The organism is Paramagnetospirillum magnetotacticum MS-1 (assembly GCF_000829825.1).
GTDB lineage: Bacteria > Pseudomonadota > Alphaproteobacteria > Rhodospirillales > Magnetospirillaceae > Phaeospirillum > Phaeospirillum magnetotacticum.
Genome location: NZ_JXSL01000019.1, coordinates 42,737 through 54,561 on the forward strand (window position 1 = coordinate 42,737; position 11,825 = coordinate 54,561).

Here is an 11,825-nt window from a genome sequence, read left to right on the forward strand (position 1 = left end):
AACAGCGGAAGGCAGCATTCAGTGGGGGCGACGACAAATTACCATGAGATCCGGTCATTGGCCGCTCGATGAGGTGACGCTATGCGCCCCTCGGCCTCGCCCCGATGACCAGCGCCAGAAGTCCGATGGCCAGAAATTGAACGATCAGGACCAGCAATCCGGAATCCTCGGGATGGGCCAGGGACAGCCCGCCATGGGCCAGGGCCGCCGCCGCCAGCCCGCCCAGCATTACCGGCAGCCGGGGTTCCAAGCAGGCGCCGCGCCGTAGCATCAGCAGCAGGACAGTGGTGGGGATGGCGGTGATCACCGCGATATCGGGCAGGCAATGGAGATGGGGCCCGCTCAACAGTTCGCCGGACTCCGGGGCCAGCCATTCCAGAACGCATTGGCGGCCGAATCCGCCCAGCCACACCAGCATGGACGGCACCGGCAGCAGCGCCCAGAGCCTGGGTGTTCCCGGAATGGTCAGCGCGAGGCCAGCGATGGCGGCGCAAAACGCGGTCAGCCCGCAGGCGATCAGTTGGATCACGAAGGCGGGCTCCGCCATGCGCAAGCCCAAATCCGCCCGCAATCCCATGGCCAAGGCGATGGCGCCGACCACCGGAATCGCCAGGGCGAACCAACCGAGGGCGCGCCGGGTCGGCGGCGCCAAACGCCGGACCGGTCGTGCATCTTGGCTCAAGGAAAGGATCAGGTCGTCGGTCCGCATTATAGCTCCCTTCCCGTCAGGGCGGCCCGCAGGGACTTGAGCCCGCGATGGACCGCCACCTTCAACGCGCCCACGGTCATGCCGGTTTCGGCAGCCGCCTCCTTCAGCGAGCGCTCTTCCAATTTCAAAAGTTCCACGGCGCGGCGCTGGCCTTCGGGCAGATCGGCGATGGCGCGGCGCAGCAACTGAGGGTCGCCCTGGGTCTCTTGGGGTTCTTCGGCGGCGACATCGGGTAGACCGAACTCGAAACTCCATTCGGGGCGTTCATGCACGGTGCGCCGCGCTGATTTGCGGGCGGCATCGGCGATACGAAACTGAGCGATGGCCATCAGCCAGGGGATGAAGGGCCGATTGGGATCATAGGTGTGGCGGACGCGATGCAGTGAGATCAGAACCTCCTGAACGATATCCTCGCAATCGGTATCGCCCCACCGGCGACGAATGGTCCGGCGCAGCATGGGGGCAATCTCTGCCAGCAACCGGCCATAGGCCGCCCCATCGCCATCCTGGGCGGCGGCCATCAGAGCGCCCCAGGCGGTGCCGGTTCCATTCTGCTCGCCGCTGGTCACGGATCGGCCACCCTTGCTTTCGATCAAGCCCGACAATGCCTCGAATGGAGTATCGGCAGCAATATCCATGGCGGGAATGGCCTTTGCTTCCACGGGATCCTGAAGTGAGTTCGTCGGCAATGGCGCATAGGTTACAGCCCCGTCGTCGCCCCCCATGGATGTCGACATTATTTTGGCCTCAGCATGGCCAGTTCCGCTTCCAGCACCGCGATTCGCCGGTCGCGCTCGTCCAGCAATGCCGCGACCTCGGCGGCCTCGAAGCGTCGGGGAATATGCTGGGGGCAATTGGCGTCCCAGGCGGCGACGCTAAACAAGATGACCCGTTCGGGCCGGGCTCTGTAATCGGGCGGCATCAGGCTTGCCAACAGCTCCGTATCATCCTCGACCACCCGCGCCTCGCCCCACAGTTTGATGCGGCTTCGGTGGGCGTAATCCATGAGGAACAGGTGGGCCTTGGGGTTGTCTGCCAGATTGCCCAAGGTGATGTATTGCCGATTGCCGGCAAAATCGGCGAAGGCGATGGTGTGGTCGTCGAGAACATGGAGGAAGCCGGGCGGGCCGCCGCGGTGTTGGATATAGGGCTGGCCTTCGGCACTGGCGGTGGCCATGAAGATGCTGGTCTGCAAGGCGATGAAGAGGGCCAGATCCGAGGTGATGCGGCTCTCCCAGCCGCCAGTGCTTTCCATGCGCGCATAGGCGGCGCGCGACCCCAGCCGGCTTTGCATCGCCTTGACCGTCGGCGTGAAGGCGACATCGCTGGCTGGGGTGCGCAGATGGCTCATGGTGGAATCCCTGATTTCAAGGTGGAGGGCTGTACCGATCAGGCGGCGCTCAGGGCCTGAGGGGCGGGGAAATCCAGGTCGGTGGCGCCGACCAAGTTGATGTAATTGGTCCAGGTGTTGAGCGCGACGTGCAGCACGATCTCGACGATCTGGGCGTCGTCATAGCCTGCCGCCCGGACGGCCTTCAAATCGGCCTCGTCGGCGCGGCCGTGGCTACGGGTGATCTTGGCGGCAAAGCGCACCGCCGCGTCGGCCTTGGCATCGGTCGAGCCGCCGTGCCGGTTGGCGGCGATCTCGGCGTCGCTCAGCTTGGCCAGGTTCTTGCCGAGATAGCTATGGGCGGCCAGGCAGTAGTCGCAGCCATTGATCTCCGCCACCGCCAGGGCGATACGCTCGCGGGTCTGGGCCGGCAGCGCCCCCTTGGCCAGGGCACCCGACAGGCCGAGATAGCCTTCCAGGGCGGCCGGGCTGTTGGCGACCAGCCGGAACAGGTTGGGCACGACGCCCAACTGGGCTTTGACGGCATGGAGCAACGGCTGGGATGCGGCGGGGGCGTCTTCGATGGTGGCGGGGGTCGGGATGAGGGACATGGGGAAAGCTCCTGGTGGTTATTGCCGATGACCAGACGCTATCACCTTCCAAATTTGGCGATAATTGCCCATTATTAAGAATAACTATCTTGGAAATTGAGATTATGGCCGACCGGCTTGAAGCCATGTCCATCTTTGTCGCGGTGGTGGATTGCGGCAGCTTTTCGGGCGCCGCCCGCCGCTTGGGCGTGCCGCTCGCCACCATCAGCCGTAAGGTTGGGGAGTTGGAGGCCCATCTGGGGGCTCGTCTGTTGGCACGCTCCACCCGGAAGCTATCACCGACCGAGGCAGGCCAGTCCTATCTGGCCGCCTGCCGACGAATTCTCGAGCAGGTGGTCGAGGCCGAGCGTGCGGCGGCGGGTGAATACGCCACGCCCAAGGGTGATCTGGTCATCACCGCCCCCATCGTCTTCGGACGCCTGCATGTCCTGCCGGTGGTGGCGGCGTTTCTGGCGGCCTATCCCGAGATCCATGTCCGGCTGGCCCTGTCGGATCGCTGGGTTCACCTGCTCGACGATCACGTGGACGTGGCGGTTCGAGTGGGCGCGCTGTCCGATGGCGGCCTGATGGCCATGGGACTGGGCTCGGTTCACCGGGTGGTGTGCGCCAGCCCGTCCTATCTGGCAGTGCGGGGAATTCCTCACCATCCCAAGGACCTGGCCGACCATGATTGCGTGTCCTTCGATGCCCTGGCCTCGGGCAAAAGCTGGCTTTTCAGAGAGGGGGAGGCGGATCTCTCGGTGGTGGTTCAGTCCCGGCTGATCGTCAACACCGCCGAGGCGGCGGTCGATGCCGCGCGGGCGGGGGCCGGACTCACCCAGGTTCTGTCCTATCAGGCCGCCGATGCCGTCCGGGCCGGGGCGCTGGTCGTGGTGCTGCGGACCTTCGAGCCGCCAGCCCTTCCGGTCAGCCTGATCCATGCCGGGCAGGGCGCGTTGCCGCTGAAGCTGCGGGCCTTTCTCGATTTCGCCAGACCGCGCCTCGGCCAACGCCTCGGCGAAACCTTTCCGCCTTTCGCGGCGAATAGCCATCGAGGCTGATGGAATCGGAGGACGCGATGGGACGGACCCTGTGGAGCGTGGGGATGGTGTTGGGGCTGGCCGCCCCCCTGGTGCTGGGCAGCGCCGCACGCGCCGAACCCATGCCGGTGGTGGTGGAACTCTTCACGTCACAGGGCTGCAGTTCCTGTCCGCCCGCCGACCGTCTTCTCGGTGAACTGGCCGGGCGGCCGGGTGTGATCGCCCTGGCCTATCACATCGATTATTGGGATCGGCTGGGATGGAAGGATCCGTTCAGCCTGCCGGCCGCCACCGCGCGTCAGAACGCCTATACCCGTGCCTTGAACCTGCAAAATCTCTACACCCCGCAGATGGTGATCGGCGGCAAGACCGACGTGGTGGGATTCGACCGTCCCGCCGTGCTGGCGGCCATGCAGGGTAAGGGCGACGGCGTGCCCATCCATCTGTCGCGGGCCGACGGCAAACTGCTGATCGAACTGGGGGCGGGTCGCGCAGGCGAGATCACCGTGCTGGCCTATAGCGGCGAGACCGAGACCAGGGTGGCGCGGGGCGAAAATGCCGGACGGGTTTTGAAGGACCATGCCATCGTCCGCGCCGTCTATCCCATGGGGCAGTGGGACGGCACCGCCAAGTCTCTCAGCCTCAACCTCGCCTCGGTGCCCGATAGCGCCACCATCGCCGCCGTTCTGGTCCAAAGCGCCGGGCAGGGGCCGATGCAGGGCGCGGCGACGATCCCGCTTCGCTAGGCCTGGCGCATGGCCGACAGGAAGCCTTCCACCTTGGCCTTCACGTCGCGGGCCTGACGGGCAAGGCCATCGGCGTCGCCCAGCACCGCCTGGGCGGCGGTGCCCGTGGCGCCGGAGGCGTCGCGGACGGTTTCGATCTTTTCCGACACTTCGCCGGTCCGCTGGGCCGCCTGATCGACGCTACGGGCGATCTCCTGGGTGGCTTGGCCCTGCTCGGCCACGGCGTGGGAGATGGTGGCGGAAATGTCGTTGATGGCCGAGATGGTGGTGGCGATGCCGCCGATGGAATCCACCGCGTCTCGGCTGGCGGCCTGGATGTCGCCGACCTGGGCTGTAATATCCTGGGTGGCCCGCGCCGTCTGGTTGGCGAGGTTTTTGACCTCATTGGCGACCACGGCGAAGCCCTTTCCAGCCTCGCCAGCCCGCGCCGCCTCGATGGTGGCGTTGAGCGCCAGTAGATTGGTCTGCTCGGCGATCTGCTGGATCAGTTCGATGACCTCGCCGATGCGGGTGGCGGCTTCGGCCAGACCGGCGATGCGGGTATTGGTCTGGGTAGCCTCGCTGGTGGCATCGGCGGCCATGCGCGACGAATCCGCCACCTGACGTTGAATCTCCTGGATGGAGGCGGTCAGCTGTTCGGCGGCGGCGGCAACCTTGGAGACATTGGACGAGGCCTCGACCGCCGCCGAGGCGACCGCATTGGACAGGCCGTCGGTGGTCTTGGCCTGATGCAGCATCTGTTCGGCATTGGCGCGCATGGTTTCCGCCGCCTCGGCCACCTGGACCAGAGTCTGGCTCATGGCGGCGTCGAACCCGGCTGATAACTGGCCCTGGCGCTCGGCCTTTTGGGTGATGGCCTGCTGCGAGTCCCGGTGGCGGCGGCATTGACCTTGAAGACCTCCATGGCCTTGGCCATCTCGCCGATCTCGTCGATGCGGCCCAGGGCAGGCACCATGACCGCCATGTCGCCCTCGGCCAGACGGGTCATGGCCAGGGTCATGCCGGAAATGGGATCGATGATGGAACGCGACATCAGCACCACGATCAGGCCGGTCAGTCCAAGGCCGAGGACCAGCAGCACCCATTCCAGCAAGGCCAGAGAGCCGATGGCATCGGCGATGGTTGCGGCCTCCTGCTTCAACTCGGCACCATGGTGATCGACCAGGCCGTCGGCGCGTGTGCCGTCGGCATTCTTCGTGCCAGCCAGGAAGGTCAACAGCCGGTCGGCGCGCGGCGCGATTTCAGTGCGCGACAGGAACTGCGCCATATTCCATTTCTCCGAGGCGCGGATGGCGAACATCTCCTTGGACAGGGCGTCGAAGCTGTCCGAATCCTTCAGCAGCGCCGCCAGCGAGGCCCGCTGCCCAGGGGTCAGGGCCGCCGCATTCTTGTTCAAAGCATCCATCTGATCACGCACCCAGGGCCACACGCCCTGGAACTGTTCGGAGAACTGGGCATCACCGGCCAGCAGGTAGGCCCGCACATTAGCCACGCTGACCGAGATGCCAGCGCGGATATCGCCCATGATGGCGAACAATTGCTTACGTTCCGGGGTGGCGGCGAGATCCACTTCGGTGTTGAGGATCTCGGAGATGCGCTCGAGCATGGCGGTGGCCACGGGGCCGCCCTGATCCACCAGCAGCTTGGTCGCAGGCTGTTCATCGGGGGAGCGGGCGATGACCTGCACCCGGTCCTGGGCGGCGCGGAACTCGTCGAGCACCGTCTTGAAACTTTCCCAGCCCGCCTTTTCCTCGGCCCGGTCCCAGTCGGCGGACAGTTTGTCCATGGCGGCCTTGGCCTGATCGATGTCACGCCAGATGGCGGCCCGTTCCTGCTTGTCGTCCTCGCGCCCCGTGAGCATCCAGCCCGACAGCGCCGCCAGGGAGGCGTTGATGGAATTGACCAGCCGGGCGCTGGTGGCCGCCGTCGGTACCCGCTTTTCGGTGATGCTGTGGGTCAGCGTGCCGATACCGGCGATCTTGGTCACCGTGGTGCCCACCATCACCACCATGATCAGCAAAACTGCGCTGAAACCGGCGATCAAACGACCCCGGATGCGAAGATTGTTCATGGGTGATCTCCTGACGGGGAAGGCCGCTCGATTTCGGTGGTGAACAGGCGATAGATGCTGGACCGGGTCCGGGAATCCGCCTCGGCGATCAAGCGGGAAGCGGCGCTGGATTTCGGCAGGTCCCGGCGCAGCTGGGCATAGGTCACCGAGTGGTAGAAATCATCCGGCTGCACCTCCAGCCAGACCCGCGCCCGTGTGGCGTCCTTCCAAGCGATCTCCACCGATGCGGTCTGTCCCGGAGCCAATCGGGTGTCTGAGATTTCGCGCCAATCGCTGCCGTCGAACTCGACCCGGCGCTGGATGATATGGGTCTTCTCGGTGCCGGGCCTAGGCTGGCCCGCCCCGTCCAGCAGCACCGCATGGAGGATGACCTTGGGGGTGACATAGGTGGGAAAGGCGTGTCCCACGCCGGTGGAGGTCACGGCGAACCGCGCCTTGTCCTGGTCGGACGAGGTTTTGGGCGTCAGGCCGGCGGCGGTGGTGGCGGGATCATGGATACCGCGCCACAGATGCTGGCGGTCGGGCATGTGGCAGAACTGACAGGTCTGACCGGCGGCGGCCTGGGGGCTGGCCCGCCATTCCTCGATTGTGTTTTCCAGCGGCTTGCCGTTGATGGCCTGATCGGCGGAGAACTGATGGCAGGCGGCGCAGAACTCCGAGCGCTCGAAATCCTTGGTTCCGGTAAAGCCGCCGTGGGGCAGGTCGCCTGTGATCCGTCCCACCGCCCCGGTGCTGCGCTGGGGCGGGCCAAAGCGTTGGTGGCCGCGCAGGTGACAGCCGCCACAGGAATTACCGGCGGCGGCCAACCCCTGGGCCTCGGGCCGATGGGCATTGCCCTTCTTTCTCGCCGCCTCGAAAGCCGCCGCCTGCTCGGCCAATGGGGCATGGCAGTCGAGGCAGTCTTGGGTGTCTTCCTTCGACAAGGCCAGCAACTGGCCGACCAGACCGGGAGAGAAGGCCTTGGAATGCAGCGAGCCGCTCCACTGCGCCAGCTTGTCGGGGTGGCAGGCGCCGCAGGATTGCGGGTCCAGGGACTCTTCCAACTCCGACCATGCGGCCGGTGGTATGCCCTGGGCTTTAAGCGGCCGTGACCAGTATTCCTCCGCCTCGGCGCCGAAGCAGAGGAAAAGGGGCAAGAGCGCCAGAATCCGGCCAAGAATTGCCCTCATTGCCCCGGCCCGAGCCCAAGCTTGCCCTCGGTCTTGATCCGCGCCTGGGCGGCTTCGTCGTGGCGGTACCATTCCTCGGCTTCCGAAGAATTATGGGCCTTGACCCAGTCGCGGACAAAGCCGTTGGCGGCGATCCACTCACCGCCGGGGGGCTTGATCCGCTGAAGGGCGAAGGCGCGCACGCCTTCGTTGCTGGTGAACAGCCCGTCCACCGTGACCGATTTGCCGCAGAAGGGCAGCAGGTCGCGGGTGGCCCCGGCGAAAGGATCGGCATTCTTCATGGCCAGGATCAACGCGCCATCCTTTTTCAGCAGGCCAAGCTGACGGCGGCCCGCGCCGCAATCCTTGGGGCAATCCCTGGTCAGGGCGCATTGAATATCGACCACAATGCCTGCGAAGCTGGCCGCTTGCTCGCCCGGCAGGCCCCAGGACTCCGCCGCACCGGCGGGGCTGGCGATCAGCAGGGGAAGAATGAGCAAGAGTTTGCGCATGCTTATCACTCCCCGTATGGCTGGATGCCGTTATCGGCATGGGTCTGATTGACGATGCCGTGATCGTCCATCACCTGATCGATCAGGAGATAGCGCAGCCCGTCACGCTCGATGATGTCGCCCTCGACCGAGACTTCGTGGGTCTGAAGGCGGAGCAGACGCGGATTGGCGACGTTCTCCTTGTCCTTGTCGACCTTGAGGATGGTGTAGAGGGTGCCGTCGCTGGTGCGCAGGCCCACCGGGATGCCGCCGACGGCGCACCAGATGGCGCATTGGTGGTGGGCGGTGCCCAGGGCAAACATGATACCGGTGGTTTGGCACCAGGAATCGATCACCTCGCCGGTCAGCTTGACCCGATGACCGGCGCCCCGGCTGGGCGGAATGGCAACAACCAGCAAGGCCAGCCCGGCCAGGACCAGTATCCATTGCCTGGGGAGAATTGCCCTCATGATCGCCTCCTTTAAACAGAATGCGGCCAGCCGGGACAGATCCCGGCTGGCCGCCCGGGGAGGACTACATCTTCTTGGCGGCGCAGGGATTGGCTGGCTTGGCGGCGCAGGGGTTGGCGGGCTTCTTGTCCATCATGGCCTTGTCGTCCATGGCCTTCTTGTCGTCCATGGTCTTTTTTGCGGCGCAGGGGTTCGCGGCCTTGGCGGCGCAGGGATTGGCGGCCTGGGCATAGGCCCCGGCGCTGCCCAGGGCCACGAAGCTGCCGACGGCGATGGTGAAGGCGAGGGTCCGAAGTGACGTGAGCATGCAAGTCTCCATGATTAAGACCAACCGCGTTAGAACCGCGTGGTCATGTTCACCAGCCAAGGCGGCGTGGTGTCGGCGAGCCGGGTCTCGACCACTTTGTCGAGTCCGGAAAGGATCAGACGTCCGACCAGCAGCACCCTGCCCAGGATTGGGCTTGGTAAGGGGGAACGTCTGTCCTGGTTTCGCCGCCGCTCACGCGAAGGTTACGTGGGGGGAGGTGGAATTTATGGGGGGAAGGGGAAGACTTCCTGGCCGTCCCATCTGCAATTTGATGCTGGGGTGGTTGGCGAGGACCTGGGCGCCACCTGGGGGGCGACTGGTCGGGTCGGTTGTTTATTGCCGGGGATGGCTGATGCCAGGCCGTGTTGAATGACCGCTTTTTGGTCAGTTCGACTCAGCAGAGTTTTGCTAAACATTTGGAAGCAGAAAAATCTTGTAAAAACAATGTGTTAGCTAATGAACGGTACAGACCATGCAAGGATCGAAGGAGCGGACCACATGCTGGACTGCTACCGGCGTGGTCTCTCCAGGCAGTACGGGGGTTCCGGCCAGGGCCATTTCCAGAGCTCCCGGATTGCCCTGGGCATCGCGGGGAGAGAAGTTCCAGGTGGTGGGGGCGATGATCTGGTAATGGGCGATGCGCCCGCCGTCCAGGCCGATCCAATGGCCCAGTGTGCCGCGGGCGGCTTCGACCAGCCCCGTGCCAGGGCCATCCCCAAGATCGGTGGGGGGAAAACAGAACGGTTCGGCCGGGCGGATGGCGCGGATCCAGGTTTCCATGGCGGGGATCAGCCGGGCCAGTTCCAGCAGGCGCGCCACCACCCGATCCTGCACCGAGCCGCCGGGCCGGGTCTTGATCAGGTCGCGGATCAGGGGATGGCCGTCCACCATCTGGCGGGCCAGGGCTCCGACCTCGGCCACCTGGCCCGCCAGGCGGGGCGCCTTGCACCAGCTGTAGCCTTCGGGCTTATCGGGCGAGGGAATGGTCTTTCCGGCGGAAGGCGAGGCGGTTGTGCCCTCCATCCAGGAATGGGCGTGATCCTCGGTGACCTGGGTGGGATCGAAGACCGTCAGGGCGTCCCGGTCCCAGACGCCGGGGGCGAACAGGCCAAAGCTGCCCGACGAGATGAAGCGGCCGGGGCCGGACCCCAGACCCGTGAAGTTCAGGTGGCGGGCGATATGCAGGAACAGGCGGAAATCGCCGCGATCGAATGGAGCGGCATCGGCCCAGGCCTCCAGGGCCGCGATGCCGTTCAGAGCGGCGATGGACTCCAGGCTGTCGGCGAAAAGATGGGTTTCCAGCGCCTCGCGGAATTCGGCGAGGATGGACAACAGGCGGATCTTCTCGCCCGGATCAATTCCCTTGGTGACGCCGCCCGGCTGCAGCGCCAGCGAGTGGGGCCACTTTCCCGCCAACAGGCCCATCAGGTGGAGAAAACGGGCGCGGGCAGGCAACAAAGTGCGGGCGCATTCGCCGTCACCCGCCGCGAAGCGCCGCCTTGCCGTCTGGAACCACGGGTGCTCGCTGTAACAAGACCGCGCCAGATCGGGGGCGAAGAACAGCATGAAGTGGGTCAGGTGGTCTGCGGCATTCTCGCAAGCCAGGATCAGATTGGTGGCCAAGCTGCCGTTGTCGGGCATGCTCGCCTGTCCCAGATCCGCCAGGGCGCGGGCCGCCGCCACCGATTGCGAAACCGAGCAGATGCCGCAGATGCGCGGCGCGATGACGAGGCAATCGGCGGCCGGACGGCCCAGCAGAATCTGCTCGAAGCCGCGATAGAGGGGGGCGTTGACGCGGGCCTCGGCGACGGCGCCGTCCTGAATGTCCAGGGTCACTTCCAGATCGCCCTCGACCCGGTTGAAGGGGCCGACGATGAGACGGGTGGGGTTTTGGGTCATGGCGACTTGAATGGCTTGCGGGCGGGGGGGACGATGACGTGGTCGGCATGGGCATTGGTGCGCACCCGCTGGGGCGTCGCCGATTTGGACAAGGCCGCCAGGGCCACGAACCACGCCTTGGGCATGTCCACCGGCAGGCCCACCGGGATTCCCGCCACCTTGGCGGTTTCCTGGAAAGGCCCAGACGGCGTCTCGAAGCAGGGCGAGGTGCAGTTGATACAGGCATAGCCGCCATCGGTGCACGAGCCATAGCCGTTCCAGCGGCGGATATTGCAGTCGCCCGGCGCCTGGGTGGCGCGGCAGCCGAGATTTTCCATCAGGCAGCCGCGATCGGAGGGGCGCGCCGCGCTGGCCTTGAACTCGTAGAACTCGTTGCGGCCGCAGCCGTGATGGGCCAGGTGATCGGCATAGGTCCGCGGACGGCCCAGGGCGTCCAGATGCTCGGCCGAGATATTGCCCAGCGCCAGGGCCGCCAGGGTCTCGACCATCCAGCCGGGATGGGGGGCGCAACCGGCGATATTGACCACCGGCAGGCCAGAGCCGGAGCGGAAGGTCTTGCCCAGGGCACCTCCCAAATCCCAGCCGGAATACTGCAATCCGCGGGCGTCGGTGGGATTGTGTCCCGCCGCGGGCACGCCGCCGAAAGCGGCGCAGCTTCCCACCGCCACCACGGTACTGGCCTGCGCGGCCAGCCGGGAGATCCACTCCATCATGGGCTTGCCGCTGCCCGACAGCATCTGGAAGCGGCCGCTGCCCTGAGGGCCCAGAAGCACCGAGCCTTCGACGCACAGGCAGTCGAGGCGGACCCGCCCGCTGGCGCAATCTTCCAGAATGCTCAGCGCTTCGGTACCGCTTTCCTCGGACAGCGAGGGATGCCACAGCATGCGGATGCCGAAACGTTCGAGAGAGCGCAGCAACTCCGTGTCGTCGGCGGCCAGGGCCGACATGGTGCAGCCGCCGCAGCTGGCGGCTTGCAGCCACAGGAGGTTGAAGGTGTCGGAAGAAGAAGATGCCGCCATGACTT

The 11,825-nt window shown here is 65.7% G+C and carries 14 protein-coding genes; 2 read left to right on the forward strand and 12 right to left on the reverse strand.

Annotated features, from left to right (window positions below; translation table 11 throughout):
- Window positions 1-79: 79 nt before the first annotated feature.
- From CCC_RS02260 to CCC_RS02275, 4 genes are read right to left on the reverse strand one after another with little or no spacing between them, the layout of a single operon-like run.
- Window positions 80-709 carry an NrsF family protein gene (locus CCC_RS02260; protein WP_009868894.1) on the reverse strand — a complete coding sequence of 210 codons (630 nt, stop codon included), beginning with the start codon at window positions 707-709 and terminating at the stop codon, window positions 80-82.
- Window positions 709-1,446: an RNA polymerase sigma factor gene (locus tag CCC_RS02265; protein WP_236686275.1), complete on the reverse strand. Its 738-nt coding sequence runs from the start codon at window positions 1,444-1,446 to the stop codon at window positions 709-711. The genes CCC_RS02260 and CCC_RS02265 overlap by 1 nt, the downstream gene beginning before the upstream one ends.
- Window positions 1,446-2,060: a pyridoxamine 5'-phosphate oxidase family protein gene (locus tag CCC_RS02270; RefSeq protein WP_009868892.1), complete on the reverse strand. Its 615-nt coding sequence runs from the start codon at window positions 2,058-2,060 to the stop codon at window positions 1,446-1,448. The genes CCC_RS02265 and CCC_RS02270 overlap by 1 nt, the downstream gene beginning before the upstream one ends.
- 38 nt (window positions 2,061-2,098) lie before the next feature.
- Window positions 2,099-2,650, reverse strand: coding sequence for a carboxymuconolactone decarboxylase family protein (locus CCC_RS02275; RefSeq protein WP_041039584.1), 552 nt, complete (start codon window positions 2,648-2,650; stop codon window positions 2,099-2,101).
- A gap of 104 nt (window positions 2,651-2,754) precedes the next feature.
- Between CCC_RS02275 and CCC_RS02280 the strand changes: the two genes are divergently transcribed.
- Both CCC_RS02280 and CCC_RS02285 read left to right on the forward strand, forming a co-directional pair.
- A complete protein-coding gene (locus CCC_RS02280; RefSeq protein WP_009868890.1) occupies window positions 2,755-3,690 on the forward strand; it encodes a LysR family transcriptional regulator in 936 nt (311 codons plus the stop codon).
- A 17-nt stretch (window positions 3,691-3,707) separates the two neighbouring features.
- The gene (locus CCC_RS02285) at window positions 3,708-4,415 is read left to right on the forward strand and encodes a DUF1223 domain-containing protein (RefSeq protein ID WP_160295505.1); all 708 of its coding nucleotides are present in this window, start codon (window positions 3,708-3,710) and stop codon (window positions 4,413-4,415) included.
- Here CCC_RS02285 and CCC_RS20990 read toward each other — a convergent pair.
- From CCC_RS20990 to CCC_RS02320, 8 genes are all read right to left on the reverse strand, one after another.
- Window positions 4,412-5,215 (reverse strand): methyl-accepting chemotaxis protein, encoded by an 804-nt coding sequence (locus CCC_RS20990; RefSeq protein ID WP_009868888.1) that lies wholly within the window; start codon window positions 5,213-5,215, stop codon window positions 4,412-4,414. The two genes, CCC_RS02285 and CCC_RS20990, sit on opposite strands and share 4 nt — an antisense overlap.
- The gene (locus CCC_RS20995) at window positions 5,212-6,486 is read right to left on the reverse strand and encodes an MCP four helix bundle domain-containing protein (protein ID WP_009868887.1); all 1,275 of its coding nucleotides are present in this window, start codon (window positions 6,484-6,486) and stop codon (window positions 5,212-5,214) included. The genes CCC_RS20990 and CCC_RS20995 overlap by 4 nt, the downstream gene beginning before the upstream one ends.
- Entirely contained in the window at window positions 6,483-7,655 is a 1,173-nt protein-coding gene (locus CCC_RS02295; protein ID WP_160295506.1) for a multiheme c-type cytochrome, read from the reverse strand. Before CCC_RS02295 ends, CCC_RS20995 begins: the two co-directional genes overlap by 4 nt.
- Entirely contained in the window at window positions 7,652-8,146 is a 495-nt protein-coding gene (locus CCC_RS02300) for a hypothetical protein (RefSeq protein WP_009868885.1), read from the reverse strand. Before CCC_RS02300 ends, CCC_RS02295 begins: the two co-directional genes overlap by 4 nt.
- Window positions 8,147-8,151: 5 nt before the next feature.
- Window positions 8,152-8,595, reverse strand: a complete 444-nt coding sequence (locus CCC_RS02305) for a hypothetical protein (RefSeq protein WP_052472905.1) — start codon at window positions 8,593-8,595, stop codon at window positions 8,152-8,154.
- A 64-nt stretch (window positions 8,596-8,659) separates the two neighbouring features.
- A complete protein-coding gene (locus CCC_RS02310; protein ID WP_041039588.1) occupies window positions 8,660-8,902 on the reverse strand; it encodes a hypothetical protein in 243 nt (80 codons plus the stop codon).
- 453 nt (window positions 8,903-9,355) lie between these two features.
- Window positions 9,356-10,801: a nickel-dependent hydrogenase large subunit gene (locus CCC_RS02315; protein WP_009868882.1), complete on the reverse strand. Its 1,446-nt coding sequence runs from the start codon at window positions 10,799-10,801 to the stop codon at window positions 9,356-9,358.
- On the reverse strand, window positions 10,798-11,820 hold the full coding sequence (locus tag CCC_RS02320) for an NADH-quinone oxidoreductase subunit B family protein (protein WP_009868881.1): 1,023 nt from the start codon (window positions 11,818-11,820) through the stop codon (window positions 10,798-10,800). Before CCC_RS02320 ends, CCC_RS02315 begins: the two co-directional genes overlap by 4 nt.
- Window positions 11,821-11,825 lie beyond the last annotated feature (5 nt).